This is a genomic window from Nesterenkonia aurantiaca (assembly GCF_004364585.1).
In the GTDB taxonomy this organism is placed as follows: Bacteria; Actinomycetota; Actinomycetes; order Actinomycetales; family Micrococcaceae; genus Nesterenkonia; species Nesterenkonia aurantiaca.
Genome location: NZ_SOAN01000001.1, coordinates 585039 through 602072, shown reverse-complemented (window position 1 = coordinate 602072; position 17034 = coordinate 585039). Strand labels below are relative to the sequence as shown.

Genomic DNA, 17034 nt, shown 5'->3' with positions numbered 1-17034 from the left:
GCCCGCAGAGCGTCACGGCCTCCCAGGTGGATCACCCCACACACGACGACGGCGCCGGTCCGCCTCATCCACGTCAGTTCTGCGTGGTTCAGGTGGGCCGGCGCCGTCGTGCGCAGCGACTCGGCGCAGCGAAGAGCTCAGCTGTTCAGCAGATCAGGCGTTCTCGTCCTCGAGGATCAGCGGGTAGACGCCGTTCTCGTCGTGGACCTCGCGCCCGGTGACCGGGGGGTTGAAGACGCAGACCACGCGGATCTCCTCCTCCACCTCGACCCGGTGCTTCTCCTGGCCGTCGAGCATGTAGAGGAAGCCATCGGTGATGGTGTACTTCTCTCCGGTCTCCAGGTCGGTCAGCGTGCCCTTGCCGCCCACGCAGTAGACGGCTTCCACGTGATTGGCGTACCAGAACTCATTGGTGGTGCCGGCGTAGAGCGTGGTCTCATGCAGTGAGAAGCCGACCTTCTCCTTGGCCAGCACCATGCGCCGGGAGCGCCAGTTCTCCTGCTGGATGTCGCGGTCGGTGCCGTTGAGGGCGTCGATGTTCAAGGTGTACACGCAGATCTCCGATCAGTGGCGGCTCAGGTTGCGGGGGTGAAGGGTTTACCGGGGTGCTCGCAGGCGGGAGGGCTCTCCGAGGTTGCCGGTGGCCGCGAGGAGTGACTCCTCGATGATGGCCAGGCCCTTCTGCAGATCTTCGGACTCGATGTTCAACGCGGGCATCAGTTTGACGACCTCGTCCTGCGGTCCGGAGGTCTCCACCAGCAGATTACGCTTATACGCCTCGGCTGCGACCTTGCCGGCCGTGTCGGGGTTGGGGAAGTGGATGCCGGTGAGGAATCCGCGGCCCCGGATCGAGGAGCCGGGAACGTGTTCGGCGATCCGCTTCAGTCCCTCGTTGAGCTCGGTGATGCGCTCGGCGAGCTGGTTCTGGAAGCTGTCGTCGGCCCAGAAGAGCTCCAGCGCGCGGGCGGCGGTGATGAAGGCGAGGTTGTTGCCGCGGAAGGTGCCGTTGTGCTCCCCGCCCTCCCAGACGTCGAGCTCGGGCTTGAACAGGGTCAGCGCCATGGCCAGACCGTAGCCGGAGATCGACTTGGACACGCAGACGATGTCCGGGTAGAGGCCAGCCTCCTCGAAGGAGAAGAACTTTCCGGTGCGTCCGCAGCCAGCCTGGACGTCATCGACGATCAGCAGGATCTTGTGCCGGCGCAGCAGGTCGGCCAGCGACTTCAGCCAGTCCATCCGCGCGGCGTTGAGGCCACCCTCGCCCTGGACCGTCTCCACGATCACCGCGGCGGGCTTGTCCACGCCGGAGCCGGAATCCTCAAGGATCTTCTCCAGCCACAGGAAGTCCGGCATGTCGCCGTCGAAGTAATCGTCATAGGGGATCTTCGAGGAGTTCGTCAGCGGGATGCCGGCGCCGCGGCGCTTCATCGAGTTGCCGGTCACCGAGAGTGCACCCAGGGTCATGCCGTGGAAGGCGTTGGTGAAGGACAGGATGTGCTGGCGGCCGGTGACCTTGCGGGCCAGCTTCAGTGCCGCCTCCACCGTGTTGGTGCCTGTCGGGCCGGGGAACATGACCTTGTAGTCCATGTTGCGCGGTTCCAGGATGACCCGCTCGAATGTCTCCAGGAAGCGCCGCTTGGCCGGGGTCTTCATGTCCATGGAGTGGGTGACGCCGTCGTTGGCGACATAGTCCACCACCAGGTCGCGCAGCTCGGGGTGGTTGTGCCCGTAGTTCAGGGCACCGGCACCGGAGAAGAAGTCCAGGTAGCGGGTGCCGTCCTCGGTCCACTGGTAGGGGCCGGAGGCCTTCGCAAAGGTGGCGGGCCAGTTCATGCAGTAGCTGCGGACCTGGGATTCGCGTGTGTCAAAGATGTCTGTAGCCATGGTGCTCATCTGTCCTTACGTTCCGGGGAAGTCGGGCGGGATAGTCACTCGGAGCGACGGCGTGGCCGCCTGAGGCGGCGCAGCGAAGCGAGCGTGCTCAATAGATGTCTGTCGGTCAGCCGGTCAGTTCAGCGGAGCCACCGTGTAGAGGTCCTCGGCGGCATGGACCTCGCCAGACTCGTCGGCTGAGGGGAAGTCGGCTTCGGTGAAGAGCGCAGCAGTGGTGATCTCGGCTCCCTTGTCTCGTGCCAGGCCGGTGAACAACGCGATCGAGGCCGCGTTGTCGGAGGTGATGGTCGTCTCCAGTCGGCGCGGGGCGACCGAGTCCACCAGGGTGCCCAGCATCCGGGAGGCCAGTCGGCGGCCGCGGAAGCGGGAGTCGACGGCGACCTGCCAGATGAACAGGGTCTCTGGGTCGCTCGGACGTCGGTATCCGGAGATGAATCCCGCGGGCACTCCGTCGACCTCGGCGATCACCGAGGTCTCGGCGAAGTCCCGCACCCACAGGATGTAGGCGTAGGGGGTGTTCACATCCAGCACGCCGGTTCCGGCGGCGAGCCTCCACAGGGAGGTGCCGTCAGCCACGGTGGGCGTGCGAATTTCAACTCGTTCCGAGCCCGTGGAGGCGTCGGTGGAGTTCTGGGCAGGGGTATCTGCGGTCTCAGGCATCGACCTCCACAGTAGTGAGCCAACATTGAGATTCAACCGAGAACTTCGTGAATACGTGGTGAAATCCCCACCCAGCGGGCTCGGAGAAGTTTAGTCCGAGGGTTATCCGTGCCGTTGCATCCCAGGCGTACCAAGGGCACTGGAACATGGCCGACTTCTTCACGATGAAATACTGCGAATGTAATTATCATGTGATCCAATTTATGAATGTCTAAATACTGGAACGTGATGTGCCCCATGCTCAGGACCTGCGCTGACGGTGCTCAGGTGAAGCTAAGGTGGCTGTGATGACTACGCAGAAGAAGAGCCGCCTGCCAGGTTTCGGCTGGACGCTCCACGGTGACGGCAAGACGGTCCGACCCGGCGCGGTGGTGACCCCCGACGAGCGGCTGGGCTGGCTGCAGACCACCGGCGTGGGCATGCAGCACGTGGTGGCGATGTTCGGGGCCACCTTCCTGGTGCCGCTGATCACCGGATTTCCGCCCTCGACCACGCTGTTCTTCTCCGGCATCGGGACCGTGCTGTTCCTGATCATCACGGCCGGTCGCATCCCCAGCTACCTCGGATCCTCCTTCGCCTTCCTCGCCCCGGTCGGCGCCGCCACGGCGCAGTACGGGATGTCGGGAGCCCTCGGCGGGATCTTCCTGACCGGACTCGGACTGACGGTAGTGGGCCTGATCGTGCACTTCGCCGGGAGCCACTGGATCCAGCGGTTGATGCCTCCGGTGGTCACCGGCGCGATCGTGGCGCTGATCGGGCTGAACCTGGCGCCGGCCGCCTGGAACAACGTCAACGAGGCGCCGGTGACCGCGACGATCACCATCGTGTCGATGCTGCTGGCCGGCGTGCTCTTCCGTGGGCTGCTCGGTCGGCTCTCCATCCTGCTCGGCGTGGTCATCGGCTACCTGGTGGCTGTGTTGCGCGGCGAGGTGGACTTCTCCGGCATCGGCTCCGCCGGTTGGATCGGCCTGCCAGAGTTCACCACTCCGACCTTTCACATCGGCGTGCTGGGCCTCTTCATCCCAGTGGTCCTGGTGCTGGTGGCCGAGAATGTCGGGCACGTGAAGTCCGTGGCGCTGATGACCAAGCGAGACCTCGATCCTGTCACCGGACGCGCCCTGATGGCCGATGGTGCCGCGACCATGCTGGCCGGCACCGGCGGCGGTTCCGGCACCACGACCTACGCCGAGAACATCGGCGTCATGGCCTCCTCCCGGGTCTACTCCACCGCCGCCTACTGGGTGGCTGGTCTCTTCGCGATTGCCCTGGCCCTGTTGCCGAAGGTCGGCGCAGTCATCGCCACCGTGCCGGTCGGGGTGCTCGGCGGGGCCGGCACCGTGCTCTACGGCATGATCGGAGTGCTTGGGGTGCGTATCTGGGTGCAGAACCGGGTGGACTTCGCGAACCCGATCAACCTCGCCGTCGCCGGTGTGCCGCTGATCATCGCGATCGCGAACTTCACCATGGTCTTCGGCGAGATCGTCTTTGAGGGGATCGCGCTGGGCAGCTTCGCCGCCCTGGCCATCCATCACGTGATGAGCGCGATCGCGCGTTGGCGAGGCACCGACGTCGGCTTCGCCACGGAGGACGAGGACGCCCTGGCCACTCCCTTCAACGCCGAGGACCTCGCCGCCCAGGCCGATCGCCACCCACCCGCCGCCGAGCCGGAGCGGCGCGACGGTTAGATTTCGACGCGGCATCGGTTGGCTGTGAATTCCCTGGAAAGTGTCTAATCGGAGTGACAGTCCTGAGCACGGTCGGTAGCGTGACCAGAGACCTGTCCGCCGACGAAAGGAGTCACCCATGGGACTCGATGACAAGACGAGCAACAAGACCGAAGAAGCTACCGGCTCCGCCAAAGAAGGCTTCGGCAAGCTGACCGGCGATCGGGAGACCGAGGCCGAAGGCAAGGGCCAGAAGAACCAGGCGAAGGCGAAGGATGTCGCTCAGGACGCGAAGGACAGCGTCAAGGGCTTCGCTGAAGGTCTGAAGAAGAACAACTGAATCTGACCTCACCGCCGCGCTCACTGCGGAGTTGAGAGATTCCCAGCGCCGGGTTCGATGCATCGAACCCGGCGCTGTTGTATGCGCTGGCGCCCCTGAGGGCCGGCCCCCGGCGAGGTCCCTGGCCCTTCAGCCTTGCGTCATGGTGCCGGCCAGAGCCAGCAGCTGCTCTTCCGACCCGGTGCGTCCGATCAGCTGAATCGACCAGCTCAGCCCTTCGGCGTCGGTGTGGGTCGGGACGTTGATCGCCGGGAGTCCCATCACGTTGACCACCGAGCTGTACGGGGTGAACCTGCACTGCTCCCGGTAGTTCTCCTCCGGTTCGAGGCTGGCGAACCAGCCGATCTCAGGCGGCGCGTAGGCCAGCATCGGCGTGGCCAGAATGTCCCAAGGGCCCATGAAGGCCTCGGCGTCGGTGGAGAAGTCCTCCAGGGCGGCGATCGATTCCCGGGTCTGCTCCTCCGGGCGATCCTTGGCGAGCTCGATGAAGTAGCGCGTCAGCGGGGCCATCGCCTCCAGCTGTTCGACCGACGGATCCAGCTCGCCCAGCGGCGTGGTCCACAGCGCCTGGAAGTGCCGGTGGTAGCCGTCGGGCCAGAAGGTCTCCGCGCCGGTGCAGTGGCTGCTCCCCTCCACGATGTGTCCGCGCTGTTCCAGTGCTGCCAGACCCTGTTCCAGGGCAAGGACTGCCGATTCGGCGAGGACGATGTCCAGGTCGGGGGAGAACGGCGATTCTGTGGTCACTCCGATGCTCAGCTGGTCCATCCCATGGTTCAGCGCATGGCGCACCCGGCGCAGCGCCGGGCCTGCCGGGAGGCCGTCCGCCTCGGCGGAGGGGCGGAAGCGGTGACCGGCCATCACGTCGAAGAGCAGGGCTGCATCTTCTGCGGTGTGGGCGATCGGTCCGGACACCGCCAGGTTGCGCACGCTGCGGACCTGCTTATCGTCAGGCAGCCGTCCGCGCCCGGGCTTCAGCCCGATCAGGCCGCAGGCGGCTGCGGGAATGCGCACCGAACCGCCGCCGTCGCTGCCGGGCGCCAGTGGGAGCATGCCCGCGGCGACCGCGGCGGCTCCGCCTCCGGTGGATCCGCCCGCAGTACGCTCCGGCGCCAGCGGGTTCCGTGCCGCAGGGGCGAGTTCATTCTCCGAATAGCAGGGCAGCCCGAACTCGGGGACCTGGGTCTTGCCGATGCTGATCGCCCCCGCGGCGTGGACCCGCCGGGGGAGGGGGTCGTCATGGGCGGGGGTCCGTGCGGGAAGGGCCGCTGTGCCACGGGTGGTGGGCATCCCGGCCACGTCGAGAAGATCCTTGAAGGCAGTGGGCATCCCCAAGAGCGGCGCGCGCGCAGCGAGCTCCTCCATGGCGGCGCTCCGAGCCGAACTCGACCGGGAGTCGAGCACGGCGCAGCGGACCTGATCGATCTCGGCGGCACGCAGCAGGGCCGATTCCGGATCCAGGTGGAGGTATGCGCCGAGCTGGTTCTGGGCCGCAGCGGCGGTGATCGCGGTGCGGGTGAGCTCCACGGCGGTGACCTCACCGGCGACGAGGTCCTGGCGCCACGCGAGGGCGCTGGCGGCGCGGAAGTCGGTCAACACAGGCGCGGGGAGCCGAGAGGGTGCTCGGCGGTGTGGGGCGGGATCGGCTGGATGCACCATGGGCTCACTCTATGCGGACGGAACTTGGCAGGCGCTAGTCTTGACAGCGCAGCAGAGAAGATCGTTCCGCACTGAAGGAGGCCGCAGATGGCAGATTTCGAGACCGTCCGCGCCGCAGAGGTTCCCGCCGATGCCGCGCTGCTGGATGTGCGCGAGGACTATGAGTTCGCCGAGGGTCACGCCCCGGGGGCCCTGCACATGCCGGTCGATGAAGTCCCGGCACGGTTCGAGGCGGAACTCGACCCGGATGAGGACTACTACGTCATCTGCCGCACCGGTGGACGTTCGGTGCAGATCACGGCCTGGCTGACCGCTCAGGGTTACTCCGCGGTGTTCGTCGCCGAGGGCATGGGAGGTTGGCTCGAGGCCGGGCGTCCGATGGAGTCCTCCACCGGCGAAGCGCCTCAGGTTCGATGAGCCGCTCTAATGACCCCGCCGCGATCGTCGCCGCGCAGTCCGTGGTCAGCGCGTCGAGGTACTCCTTCCTCGGGCCCGCTGGCACCTTCACCGAGGCCGCCCTGCTGCAGGTGCCCGGTGCGGACCAGGCGGAGCGCGTGCCGGCCGGCTCGGTGCTGACCGCTCTGAACCTGGTCGAATCCGGTGAGGTCGACGCCGCGATGGTGCCGATCGAGAATTCGGTGGAGGGTGGGGTCACGGCGACCCTGGATGCCATATCCGTGGCGCACGAGCTGCATATCCTGCGCGAAGAGCTGGTCGAGATCAGCTTCGTGCTGGCGGCCGCGGCTCCTCTGGCCTTGGAGCAGATCCGCACCGTCTCCACCCATACTCATGGCTGGGCCCAGGTGCGGCGCTGGGCCGACTCTGCGATCCCGGAAGCCGAGTTCGTGCCCGCCTCATCCACCGCCGCTGCGGCCCGTGGGCTGTTGGAAGAGACTCCCGTGGCCGACGCCGCGGTCTGCTCGCCGCTGGTGGCCCAGCAGCTGGGCCTGAGTGTGGTGCAGCGCGGCATCGAAGATGTGACCGGCGCGGTGACCAGGTTCGTGCTGGTCTCCCGGCCCGGTGCCATCCCACCGATGACCGGGGCGGACAAGACGACGATCATGATTCCGCTGCCACAGGACCGGGCGGGAGCCCTGATGGAGCTGCTCGAGCACTTCGCGACCCGGGGTGTGAACCTCTGTCGCATCGAATCCCGACCCACCGGTGACGGTCTGGGGCTCTACTACTTCTCGATCGATATTGAGGGTCATATCGAAGAGGCGCGCGTGGCCGACGCGCTGGCCGGGATCCACCGGATCGCGCCCGGAATTCGATTCCTCGGGTCCTACCCCCGAGCGGATCGCAAGACTCAGCTGCTCACAGCAGAAGTCTCCGACGAAGCCTTCACCGCCGCCGCCGCGTGGATCAGCTCGCTGAGACACGCGTAAGCGAGCCCGGCGCGGGCCCCGCGCTCGGCGAAGCCGAGGGCGGGAGCCGGGGGAGTGGGATCAGCTCGCTGAGACACGCGTAAGCGAGCCCGGCGCGGGCCCCGCGCTCGGCGAAGCCGAGGGTGGGAGCCGGGGGAGTGGGATCAGCTCGCTTCAGATACGCGTAAGCGCGCCCAGACCCGTGACTGGAAGCCGTGTGAGCCTTGACACAGCTGTGATCTTTTTTTAGTCTTCTCGTGATACAAAATGGTGTCCTGACTCACATTTCCGATATCTCGTGGTGTAGAAGTCTTGCTCAGCGGGTTCTTGGGACCGAGGGGTCCGGGCCGCCCTCTTGTATCGCGGCACACGCCGCCGTCCATGCAAGTCAATGGCGACAACGAGGAGAATGCATGTTCACCCGATCGAACCGACGAACGTTGGCCGCCGCGGTGGTCTGTGCGGGCGCACTCGCGCTCGGCACGCCCGCCATGGCAGGCGCTGTCCCGGCACACCAGGCCAGCAGCCAGACAGCAGATGAAGGAATCGCCGCCAAGGCCGCGGACAAGCAGGGACAGAAGTCCCAGGGGCGCCCCGATCACGCGGGCCAGCCCGGCAAGCCCGATCATGCGGGTCAGCCCGGACCTCCGGATCACGCCAAGGGCAACGGAAAGGGACCCGGCCACGGCGGGGGAACGGACGCGCCCGGGCAGACCCAGTGTCAGTTCACGCCGGAGGGTGGTGCCGTCGAGGGCGCCTGGGAGCGCGACTCCCTGGCCGGCGTCGCTCCGGAGGATCTGCGGATCGGCAACATCGCGGCTGGCGGCGGACACCACTCCGACGCCGACTACCCCGATCCGTTCCCCTCGGACCCGGAGTACCGGGATCATGTCGCCCAGGAGTATTCGTCGGTGACCCACGAGAACTACCTGAAGTGGGAGTTCGTCCAGCCGGAGCAGGGGGTCTACGACTTCGAGCAGGCCGACGCCGTCGTCGCCTTCGCGGAGGTCAACGGTATGGATCTGCGCGGCCATGCCCTGTCCTGGCACTCGCAGAACCCGGACTGGCTCGAGGAGGGTGACTTCTCCGAGGCTGAGCTGCGCGAGATCCTCGAAGACCATGTCCGCACCGTGGTCTCGCGCTATGCCGGCTGCATCGACCAGTGGGACGTGGCCAATGAGATCTTCCAGGACGACGAGGCCGCGAGCATCCGCGACAGCGAGAACATCTGGATCCGCGAGCTGGGGCCCGAGATCCTTGACGACATCTTCACCTGGGCGCATGAGGAGGATCCTGACGCGCTGCTGTTCTACAACGACTACAACGTGGATGGCCTCAACGCCAAGGCCGATCGGTACTACGACCTGATCAGCGAGCAGCTCGAACGTGGAGTCCCGGTGCACGGCTTCGGCGCCCAGACCCATCTGTCCATGCAGTACGGGTTCGACGACAGCTACCAGGAGAATCTCCAGCGCTTCGACGACCTGGGCATCCACACCGCGGTGACCGAGATCGACGTGCGCGGCGAGGTCGATGAGAACGACATGATGTCGCCGGAGGATCGCGCGGGCGCCGCAGAGCGCTACGCCACGGTGCTGCAGGCCTGCCTGGACGTGAGCCTGTGCAACTCCTTCACCATCTGGGGAACCCTGGATGCGCAGAGCTGGGTGCCCAACACCTTCCCCGGTGAGGGCGACGCGACCCTGCATGAGGGTGACTACGAGCGCAAGCCCACCTACTGCATCCTTCAGCGCACGCTGGTGGAGCATGAAGAAGGTGCGTCCGCCTGGGAGGATGACGCCAGCTTCGAGGAGTGCCGCGGCATCCTTGAAGAAGCAGGCGTCTGATCCCCTCTGGTCAGCGGAGCTGAACGACCATCTGGTGCCCCGGGGAGCTGTTCAGGCTCCCTGGGGCGCCTTGGTGATCCGCCCCTTCGTGAGCTTCGGCTCGTCCCCCTGATCCGGAGCCTCGTCTGACTCGGTGTCTTCGTTCGCGGCTTCCAGCTCCTGGATGCCGCGGACGGAGACGCCGTTGACCACCAGAGCATGCGGGCGGACCCGCGCTGAGACGCTGATGACCTCACCCACGGCGTCACCGTCGATCTGGAACGGCATCGGCTCGTCCATCGTGACGGTGACGCGCCTGGCCTGCCGCACGGTCATCACCGGAATGTCCGCTGCGAAGCGGGTCACGGTCTTGGCCATGATCCTTGCCCAGTCCCACGCATGGCGCGGAGTGAACAGCACTGCATCCATATGCCCGTCGTCGAACTTGGCCGAAGGCACCAGCAGCATGCCGGCCTGCAGGGAGCCGCAGTTGGCGAGCAGGACCGAGCGCACCCGGTGAGTCTGCGCCTCGCCGTCGTCGACCGAGATGGTGACGCTGGAACGCGAACCCATGATGTGGCGCAGCCCGGCCTCGCCGTAGGCCAGCCAGCCGGCGCGCTGCTTCAACGCCTCGCGGGTGTCACCCATGACCTCGGCATCCAGCCCGCCGCCGGCGATGACCAGCGAGTTCTCCTCCTCGACGTTGCCGTCTGGTCGTTCCAGGCTCAGGTCAAGGGTGTCCACCCGGTGGCTGCGGCCGTGGAGGGCTTCATCCACGCAGGCCCGCAGATCCTGGAACGGCAGCCCGATATTGCGGGCGAAGAGGTTGCCGGTCCCCAGCGGCACGATGCCCAGCGCGGTCTCGGTTCCGGCCAGCTCGGCGGCCACGGCACGCACGGTGCCGTCACCTCCGGCGGCGATGACGGTGACTGCGCCGGCCTCCATGGCTCGCCGGGTCATCTCATGTCCGGGATCCTCTGCGCTCGATGCCATCACCAGCGGGGCGGGCATGCCTGCCCGGGAGCAGGCCGAGTGGATCTGGCGCACCACGTCGTCGGCGGAGTCCTTGATGGTGTTCACGACCACCGCGACCAGTCGCCCCGGGGCCTGGGCCGCCGCGGTGCCCTCCGCCGGGGCGTCCTGAAGCTGCCGGGTGAGTCGGCCCGTGCTGCGGCGCAGCCGGTGGTGGGCGACGCCCAGCCAGACCACGGCGACGAGCAGGATCGCAGCAAGGACGAGCGTGGACCAGAAGAGGGTGCTGAGCGTGGCGGTAGTCATCATCAGCAGTCTACTGCGGTGAGTTCCCGGCGGAGCTGGATCTCAGCCCGGGCCTGCTGAGCTGCCGGTGGGCGTCAGCCCAGCCTCGCGCGCCCACCAGCCTCCGGTGGCGATAAGCTGGGGGACGTGATCGACATCAAGGACCTCATCGAGAATCCCGAGAAGTACCGGGCCAGCCAGCGCGCGCGTCAGGCGCAGGAGTCCGCCGTGGACGCGCTGATCGCCGCGCAGCAGTCGCGAAGCGCCGCCATCACGCGCTTCGAGACCCTGCGCGCGGAGCAGAAGTCCTTCGGCAAGCGGGTCGCACAGGCCGCGGGGGAGCAGAAGCAGCAGCTCCTGGCTGAGGTCAAGGAGCTCTCGAACCAGGTGAAGGCCGCCGAGGCGCAGTCCCAGGAGGCTGAGGAGCAGCTGCGCAGACTCCAGGGCGCCTTCCCGAACCTGATCCATCAGGGGGTCCCCGCCGGCGGAGAGGACGACTTCGTGGTGCTGCGCGAGGAGGGCGCGGCCCGCGACTTCGCCGCAGAGGGCTTCACGCCCAAGGATCACCTGGAGCTCGCCGAGTCCTTCGCCGCACTGGACATGGAGCGCGGTGCGAAGGTCTCGGGCTCCCGGTTCTACTTCCTCAAGGGCATCGGCGCACGTCTTGAGCTGGCCATGATGCAGATGGGCATGGATCAGGCGGTCGAGGCCGGCTTCACCCCGATGATCACCCCCACCCTGGTCCGCCCGGAGACCATGGCAGGCACCGGGTTCGACGTGGAGCACGACGACGAGATCTACCGGCTCGAGCGCGATGACCTCTATCTGGTGGGCACCTCCGAGGTGGCCATCGCCGGATATCATTCCGACGAGATCCTCGACCTCGACAAGGGGCCGGAGCGGATCGCCGGCTGGTCCACGTGTTACCGCCGCGAAGCCGGCTCCCACGGACGCGACACTCGTGGAATTTTGCGCGTGCATCAGTTCAACAAGCTGGAGATGTTCATCTTCTGCACCGCCGAGGAGTCCGCCGCGGAGCATGCAAAGCTCCTGGCCTGGGAAGAGCAGATGCTTCAGAAGATGGAGCTGCCCTACCGGGTGGTCGATATCGCCGCTGGAGACCTCGGCCTCTCGGCCGCGCGAAAATTCGACTGCGAGGCATGGGTGCCCTCGCAGCAGACCTACCGTGAGCTGACGTCGACCTCCGACTGCACCACCTTCCAGGCGCGCCGGCTCAACATCCGCGAGCGCACGCTCAAGGAAGACGGATCCAAGGGGCCCACCAGGCCGCTGGCCACGCTGAATGGAACCCTGGCGACCACGCGCTGGCTGGTGGCCATCCTGGAGAACCACCAGCAGGCCGACGGCACGGTCCGGGTTCCCGAGGCGCTGCGCCGCTACCTCGGAGGCCTGGAGGTCATCGAGCCGGTGGCGTGAGCGAACTCAACTGAGGATAGGCTCATCTGCCTAGCCAGCGCTTTTCTGAATCATTAGTATCAAGAGGGTCGGCGCCGAACAGCGCCAATTGCCTCAACAGCACAAGGAGTGTCACATGACTCAGAAGTACTCCGACTACACCGCTCCAGGTCTCGCGCAGGAGAACGGCCACGAGATCGCCGGCCTGCTGCAGAGCCGCCTGTACGCCCTGAATGATCTCCACCTCGTGCTCAAGCACGTGCACTGGAACGTCGTGGGCCCGAACTTCATCGCGATCCACGAGATGCTCGACCCGCAGACCGAGGTCGTCCGCGGCTTCGCGGACGAGGTCGCAGAGCGCATCGCGACCCTCGGCGGATCTCCCTCGGGCCTCAGCGGCGAGCTGGTCTCCAAGCGTCACTGGGAGGACTACCCGCTGTTCAAGGCCGACGGAGCCACCCACCTGGCCGAGCTCGAGAAGGTCTACGACGGCGTCATCGGCGATCACCGCGATGTGCTCAACAAGGTCGGCGAGCTCGACCCGATCACTGAAGACCTGCTCGTCGGGCAGGTCAGGGAGCTCGAGCTCTTCCAGTGGTTCATCCGCTCGCACCTGGACAAGGCAGGCACCGCCTCCTGATCGACTAGATCCTGAGCCGGCTCGAAGAGCCCCCCGTCCGCACCTCATCGGTGCCGATGGGGGGCTCTTTCGCGTCCAGGGCTCGGATCGTGAACAGATGTATTTGACGTTTGTTCGACTCCACGTAGCATGGACTCAGAGCCCCGGCACCAGTGGAGGAGACACCATGAAGAGTCAGTTTCGTATCGTCATCGGCAGCGATGAGGCCGGTCACTCCTATAAGCAGGCGCTGAAGGCAGACCTCGAAGCCCATCCACGGGTGGCGGAAGTGGTCGATGTCGGCGTCGGCGACGCCTCCGACAAGACGGCCTATCCGAACATCGCCGTGGCCGCGGCAGAGCGGGTCGCCTCAGACCAGGCCGACCGCGCGGTGCTGATCTGCGGCACCGGACTCGGCGTGGCGATCTCCGCCAACAAGGTCAGGGGAGTGCGCGCCGTGACCGCTCATGACGCCTACTCGGTCGAGCGCGCGGTGCTCTCGAACAACGCGCAGATCCTCTGCATGGGTGAACGCGTGATCGGCAAGGAGCTCGCCCGCAAGCTCGTGGACGAGTGGCTCAAGCATGAGTTTGATCCGGCCAGCTCCTCGGCGGAGAAGGTCGGCGCGATCACCCGCTACGAGGACACCGGCAGCTGCAGCTAGAGCTGACGATCCACGGCGCGAGCCGTTGATTCATCGGTCACCAAGATGTTGAACCACCCGGCGCTGGCTGCGGCGATGATGCTCGGTGCCTTATGCGCGCCCACCGCGGCGGCGATCCGCGTGGGCACCGCGCGCAGCGTGGATCCCGGGACCCGGACCATGCGCTCGCTGCCTGGGAAGGTGACCTCATCGCCCTTCGGGTCATAGAAGGCCAGGCAGACATCACCGATCGACTTCGCCAGGTTCGGGTGATTCCTCGGCACCGACTGGGCGATGGAGTTTCGCGACAGCGGTGCGGCTCCGATGCCCACCAGCGCCACCTTTGCCGAGTTCCAGTCGGCGACCACCTGGCGATACCCGGGGTCGTCCTGCAGCGCCGAGAGCAGCGCCTCCGAGGGCATCGAGGGTGCGAAGAGGTAGTGCGGGTAGCCGCCTGAGGTGGCGGCGAAGGCGCGGACCACCTCGTTGGTCTGGTGCCAGGGGTCCGGCTCGGCCTGGCCTCCGACGGTGGGTGCCACCACCACCCCGGAGAAGTTTCCCAACCGCTGCTGGGCCAGTGCGTAGGTGGTCTCTCCCGAGGCCAGCAGCAGCACGTCGCCGGCGCGCAGGTTCGTCTCGGCCAGGGCCTGGCGAGTCACCGGTCCCAGGCCCAGTCCCACGCGCTGGGACTGATCCCCCGGCGCCAGATGCACGCCGTCGAGGCCGAGCTTCAGTGCGAGCCGCTCGCCGAGCTCATCCATGCCGGTCGAGGCGGGTCGGTGCACCCGGATCTCGACGATCCCTTGGGCGCGCGCCTCGGCCAGCATGCGACTCACCGAGGGGCGTGAGATCTTCAGCTGCTCGGCCACCTCAGCCTGCGTGGCGCCCTGCTCGTAGTAGAGCTGGGCGGCGCGGTACAGGCGCTCCAGCTCGGATGTGCCCGCGGCTGCCTCCTTCGTGACCTCAGTTGCCTCCATCGGGCCATCGTATCTGGGATGGCCCACCGACTCTGCCGCAGAAGTGGTGCCGATCACGTCTCCTGCTCTAGTGTGGCCTCAGCACATATGTCACAGAACATCTGTACTGCCGATCTCGGGAGTACAGATCCCGGACCCCGAGGACAGTCATGACCTACTTGCTCAACGACGCATCCGCATTCGCCCAGGAGGCCGTGCTCGGCTTCGCGGCGGCCAACCCCCAGTACGTGACGGCGGTCCACGGCGGTGTGGTCCGATCCACCGAGACCCCTGCCGGCCAGCCGGCACTGGTCATCGGCGGCGGCTCCGGACACTACCCGGCCTTCGCCGGCTGGGTCGGGCCCGGCATGGGACACGGAGCCCCTTGCGGGAACATCTTCTCCTCACCCTCGGCCTCCCAGGTCTACTCCGTGGCGCGCAACGCCGAGAACGGCGGCGGCGTGATCATGGGCTTCGGCAACTACGCCGGTGATGTCCTGCACTTCGGCGCCGCGGCGGAGAAGCTGCGCGCGGAGGGCGTGGACGTGCGGATCATCCGAGTCAGCGACGACGTCGCCTCCAACACCCGGGAGAACCACCGAGACCGCCGAGGCATCGCCGGAGACCTCCCGGTGTTCAAGATCGCCGGAGCCGCCATCGAGGCCGGAGCCGGACTCGACGAGGCGGAGCGCATCGCCTGGAAGGCCAATGACGCGACCCGCTCCTTCGGAGTGGCCTTCGACGGCTGCACGCTGCCCGGAGCCGAGGAGCCGCTGTTCCACGTGCCCGCAGCCACCATGGGGGTCGGGCTCGGCATCCACGGCGAGCCCGGGATCCGCGACATTCCGATGGGAACCGCGCAAGAGGTCGCAGATCTGCTCTTCGAAGGCCTCATGGAGGAGGCGCCGGCGGGCCGGTCCGGCCGCGTCGCTGTGCTGCTCAACGGGCTCGGCCGGGTGAAGTACGAGGAGCTCTTCGTGGTCTACCACCGCGTGGCCGAGCGACTCTCCGAGGCCGGACTCACCGCCGTCGCGCCCGAGGTCGGAGAGTTCGTCACCAGCCTGGACATGGCAGGACTCTCCCTGACCCTGGTCTTCCTCGATGAGGAGCTCGAGCAGCACTGGACCGCCGCCGTGGACACCCCCGCCTATCGTCGCGGCGATCTGCGCAGCCTTGATGCCCACGCCGAGCGGGTGCCGCGCAAAGAGTTCTATACCCCCGGTGAGGAGCAGGTGCCGGAGGCCTCCAGCGAGTCCCAGACCGCCGCCGCCTCGGTCCAAGGTCTCCTGGAACGCTTCGCCGAGGTCTGCGCCACCCACGAGACTGAGCTTGGTCGTCTCGACGCCGTCGCCGGCGACGGCGACCACGGTCAGGGCATGGTGCTCGGCACCCGAGGGGCCGTGGAGGCGGGTCTGAAGGCCCTGGAGCGTGGAGCCGGCGCCCGCACGCTGCTGGTCCATGCCGGCACCGCCTGGGCCGAATCTGCCGGTGGCACCTCCGGCGCTCTCTGGGGCTCGGCGCTGACCGCCGCATCCCGGGCGCTCTCGGACACCTCTGCCCCCGAGGAGGCCGAAGGTGTGAGGGCGCTGCACAATGCCGTGGAGGCGGTGCAGCGACTCGGTGGTGCCCAGCCCGGGGACAAGACCATGATCGACGCCGCCGTCCCCTTCGCGCGGGCGCTGCAGGATCGATTCCAGGCCGGGGAAGGCTTCTCGGCCGCCCTGGAATCCGCGGCCGCAGTGGCCACCGAGGCTGCGGCCTCGACCTCCGAGCTCAAGGCCCGGCTCGGGCGCTCCCGTGTGCTGGGGGAGAAGTCCCTGGGGACCCCAGACCCGGGTGCCACCTCCTTCGCGCTGCTGATGACCGCGCTCGCCGAGCATCTGGGGTCGTTGAGCCGATGACGCGCTGGATCGGCACGAGCTTCAAGATGAACAAGACGCTCAGCGAGGCGCGCGCCTATGCCGCCGGGCTGAGCTCGGCCCTCCAGGAGCGCCCTGAGCTGCTGCACGGGGTGCAGCCCTTCATCATTCCGCCGCACACCGCGCTGGCTGCGGTGGCCGCGGAGCTGACGGCGCAGAGTGCGCCTGGGGAGCCTGATGTGCCTGGGCGGGGCAGCGTCGTGCGGCTCGGGGCGCAGAACGCCCACTGGGAGGACGACGGCGCCTGGACCGGGGAGATCTCCGTGCCTCAGGTCGCCGACGCCGGGGCCGAGCTGGTGGAGATCGGCCACTCCGAGCGCCGCGAGCACTTCGGCGAGACCATCGAGACCACCCGGCTGAAGGTGGCGAGCGTGCTGCGCCACGGCCTGGTGCCGCTGCTGTGCATCGGTGAACCCGCGCAGGTCCAGGAGCGTGGCGAGACCGCCGCGTACATCCTGGAGCAGGCGCGTGGGGCGCTGCGCGGTCTCCCCGCAGACCAGCTGAGCCGGGTGCTCATCGCCTACGAACCCATCTGGGCCATCGGTGCCCAGGGTCGCCCGGCCACCGCTGCGGAGCTGCGCGAACCCTTCGAGGTGCTTAGCCGCGAATACGCCGGGAAGGTCCAGGCGCTGCTCTACGGCGGATCCGTCTCTCCCGAGAACGCCCTCGAGATGCTGCTGATCCCCGGGGTCCAGGGGCTCTTCGTCGGTCGTGCCGCCTGGACCCTGCAGGGCTATCTCGAGATTCTCAGAATCGCCTCCACCGCCGAGAAGCCCCACGTCAGCGGGCTCGGGTAGCCCTTCATGCACGCCCACCCC

General features: G+C 67.3%; 16 protein-coding genes. 10 read left to right on the top strand and 6 right to left on the bottom strand.

Features of this window, described 5'->3' with window-relative positions; genetic code table 11:
- Window positions 1-153: 153 nt before the first annotated feature.
- The 3 genes from EV640_RS02665 to ectA all read right to left on the bottom strand — a co-directional run bounded on the left by EV640_RS02665 (window position 154) and on the right by ectA (window position 2553).
- Window positions 154-552, bottom strand: coding sequence for an ectoine synthase (locus EV640_RS02665; RefSeq protein WP_036475670.1), 399 nt, complete (start codon window positions 550-552; stop codon window positions 154-156).
- A 45-nt stretch (window positions 553-597) separates the two neighbouring features.
- The gene (ectB, locus tag EV640_RS02660; protein ID WP_036475834.1) at window positions 598-1884 is read right to left on the bottom strand and encodes a diaminobutyrate--2-oxoglutarate transaminase; all 1287 of its coding nucleotides are present in this window, start codon (window positions 1882-1884) and stop codon (window positions 598-600) included.
- A 123-nt stretch (window positions 1885-2007) separates the two neighbouring features.
- Entirely contained in the window at window positions 2008-2553 is a 546-nt protein-coding gene (gene ectA / locus EV640_RS02655) for a diaminobutyrate acetyltransferase (RefSeq protein WP_036475669.1), read from the bottom strand.
- Window positions 2554-2840: 287 nt separating this feature from the next.
- Between ectA and EV640_RS02650 the strand changes: the two genes are divergently transcribed.
- On the top strand, window positions 2841-4238 hold the full coding sequence (locus EV640_RS02650; protein ID WP_133725706.1) for a uracil-xanthine permease family protein: 1398 nt from the start codon (window positions 2841-2843) through the stop codon (window positions 4236-4238).
- Window positions 4239-4356: 118 nt separating this feature from the next.
- Window positions 4357-4557 carry a CsbD family protein gene (locus EV640_RS02645; protein WP_036475668.1) on the top strand — a complete coding sequence of 67 codons (201 nt, stop codon included), beginning with the start codon at window positions 4357-4359 and terminating at the stop codon, window positions 4555-4557.
- A 129-nt stretch (window positions 4558-4686) separates the two neighbouring features.
- Here the strand turns inward: EV640_RS02645 and EV640_RS02640 are convergent, their stop codons facing one another.
- Window positions 4687-6213: an amidase gene (locus tag EV640_RS02640; protein ID WP_133725705.1), complete on the bottom strand. Its 1527-nt coding sequence runs from the start codon at window positions 6211-6213 to the stop codon at window positions 4687-4689.
- A gap of 87 nt (window positions 6214-6300) precedes the next feature.
- Here EV640_RS02640 and EV640_RS02635 point away from each other — a divergent pair, with 87 nt between their 5' ends.
- The 3 genes from EV640_RS02635 to EV640_RS02625 all read left to right on the top strand — a co-directional run bounded on the left by EV640_RS02635 (window position 6301) and on the right by EV640_RS02625 (window position 9427).
- A complete protein-coding gene (locus tag EV640_RS02635; protein ID WP_133725704.1) occupies window positions 6301-6630 on the top strand; it encodes a rhodanese-like domain-containing protein in 330 nt (109 codons plus the stop codon).
- A complete protein-coding gene (pheA, locus tag EV640_RS02630; RefSeq protein ID WP_133725703.1) occupies window positions 6627-7601 on the top strand; it encodes a prephenate dehydratase in 975 nt (324 codons plus the stop codon). The genes EV640_RS02635 and pheA overlap by 4 nt, the downstream gene beginning before the upstream one ends.
- A gap of 392 nt (window positions 7602-7993) precedes the next feature.
- Window positions 7994-9427: an endo-1,4-beta-xylanase gene (locus tag EV640_RS02625; RefSeq protein WP_243832197.1), complete on the top strand. Its 1434-nt coding sequence runs from the start codon at window positions 7994-7996 to the stop codon at window positions 9425-9427.
- A gap of 51 nt (window positions 9428-9478) precedes the next feature.
- Here the strand turns inward: EV640_RS02625 and EV640_RS02620 are convergent, their stop codons facing one another.
- Complete coding sequence (locus EV640_RS02620; RefSeq protein ID WP_166645847.1) at window positions 9479-10684, bottom strand: diacylglycerol/lipid kinase family protein; 1206 nt, start codon at window positions 10682-10684, stop codon at window positions 9479-9481.
- 126 nt (window positions 10685-10810) lie between these two features.
- On the opposite strand from EV640_RS02620, the gene serS reads away from it, so the two are divergent.
- The 3 genes from serS to EV640_RS02605 all read left to right on the top strand — a co-directional run bounded on the left by serS (window position 10811) and on the right by EV640_RS02605 (window position 13362).
- Entirely contained in the window at window positions 10811-12100 is a 1290-nt protein-coding gene (serS, locus tag EV640_RS02615; protein ID WP_133725701.1) for a serine--tRNA ligase, read from the top strand.
- A 115-nt stretch (window positions 12101-12215) separates the two neighbouring features.
- Window positions 12216-12719, top strand: a complete 504-nt coding sequence (locus tag EV640_RS02610) for a Dps family protein (protein WP_133725700.1) — start codon at window positions 12216-12218, stop codon at window positions 12717-12719.
- A 166-nt stretch (window positions 12720-12885) separates the two neighbouring features.
- Window positions 12886-13362 carry a ribose-5-phosphate isomerase gene (locus EV640_RS02605; RefSeq protein ID WP_133725699.1) on the top strand — a complete coding sequence of 159 codons (477 nt, stop codon included), beginning with the start codon at window positions 12886-12888 and terminating at the stop codon, window positions 13360-13362.
- Here the strand turns inward: EV640_RS02605 and EV640_RS02600 are convergent.
- On the bottom strand, window positions 13359-14318 hold the full coding sequence (locus tag EV640_RS02600) for a sugar-binding transcriptional regulator (protein WP_133725698.1): 960 nt from the start codon (window positions 14316-14318) through the stop codon (window positions 13359-13361). The two genes, EV640_RS02605 and EV640_RS02600, sit on opposite strands and share 4 nt — an antisense overlap.
- A gap of 149 nt (window positions 14319-14467) precedes the next feature.
- On the opposite strand from EV640_RS02600, the gene EV640_RS02595 reads away from it, so the two are divergent.
- Both EV640_RS02595 and EV640_RS02590 read left to right on the top strand, forming a co-directional pair.
- Complete coding sequence (locus EV640_RS02595) at window positions 14468-16198, top strand: dihydroxyacetone kinase family protein (RefSeq protein ID WP_133725697.1); 1731 nt, start codon at window positions 14468-14470, stop codon at window positions 16196-16198.
- Window positions 16195-17013, top strand: a complete 819-nt coding sequence (locus EV640_RS02590; protein ID WP_133725696.1) for a triose-phosphate isomerase — start codon at window positions 16195-16197, stop codon at window positions 17011-17013. The genes EV640_RS02595 and EV640_RS02590 overlap by 4 nt, the downstream gene beginning before the upstream one ends.
- The last annotated feature ends 21 nt before the right edge of the window (window positions 17014-17034 follow it).